This window comes from Chitinispirillales bacterium ANBcel5, assembly GCA_029688955.1.
Taxonomy (GTDB): domain Bacteria; phylum Fibrobacterota; class Chitinivibrionia; order Chitinivibrionales; family Chitinispirillaceae; genus Cellulosispirillum; species Cellulosispirillum alkaliphilum.
The window spans coordinates 1-1140 of record JARUKZ010000112.1 but is presented as its reverse complement, the minus strand read 5'-3'; the positions used below and the strand labels follow the sequence as shown (position 1 = coordinate 1140).

The 1140-nt window shown below is 38.4% G+C and carries 1 protein-coding gene; it reads left to right on the top strand.

Going from position 1 to position 1140, the window contains the following annotated elements; all coding sequences use genetic code 11:
• Positions 1 to 824 (top strand): IS110 family transposase (locus QA601_18950; protein MDG5817180.1); only part of this gene is annotated, 824 nt, incomplete at its 5' end.
• Positions 825 to 1140: the final 316 nt, after the last annotated feature.

The window sequence follows — 1140 nt, the reverse complement described above, 5'->3', positions numbered from 1 at the left end:
ATATAATTGTAAATCCAGCAGATGTACCATCCACCAATAAAGAACGTGATCGTAAGTCAGATCCTATCGATAGCAGAAAACTCAGTCGAGAGCTTGCCAATGGATCATTGAAGGGTATTTATGTTCCCACAGAAGAACAAGAGTCATTACGGTGTCTGTATCGTATTTACAGACAGAAGTCCCGTCGATTAACTCAAGTGAAGAACTTTTTAAAGGGGCACCTTCATTTTTCTGGTGTGGACATACCCAAAGAATATGATAGGAACTGTTGGTCTAATAGTTTCATACAGTACTTAAGCAGCTTAGAGTTGGCAAATGAATACAATAAGCAGGTTTTACTTAATCATATTGAAGAATTTGAGCATGCGAGAAAATCTAAAGCTGATGCACTCAAAGAGATACGTACAATTTCCAAAAGTATACCTATAATAAAGCTGCTCAAGACAATACCAGGTCTGGGCACTTTAACGGCGTTCGCTTTATATGTAGAACTATTTGACATTAAGAGGTTTTGCAACCTGGATCATTTGGCTTCATATGTAGGTTTAGTACCATCAACACAGTCCTCAGATACCAAGGTAGTAGAAGGAGGAATATGCTTCAGGCATAACAAACATCTTCGACCAGCACTTATAGAGAGTGCATGGGTAGCAATAAGGTATGATCCTGCATTGTTAAATGCATATGGACACCTAAGGAAGCGCTGCGATGGATCTGTAGCAATAGTCAGAATAGCCAAAAAGTTACTTAACAGGATACGATATGTATGGCTTAATGAACGTGAATATGTGTATGGTCTTGTATCAGTAGAAAAGGGAAGTTAGCGTAAGAATAACCGTTCAGATTAATATTCTCTGTGCAGACTGTTTGGCTTCGCTTGCGTGGGTTTAACCCCGTTTTTTCGAGATTGCAGCTGCACATTCTCAATAATTTAATGATATCATGCAGCCCGTATTATAAACGGTGACTGTTTACGACAGGCTGAATACTTTATTTCTGAATGGATCAGACACACGTTGCACACACATATTCAAATGTAATATGGATGCGTGTAATGGCTTAGTTATGCCCTAAAAAGGAGGCCTATGGGTATGTTTTGCAAAATTTTTAAAAAAGTGGTTGTTTTTTTACATAACAGCG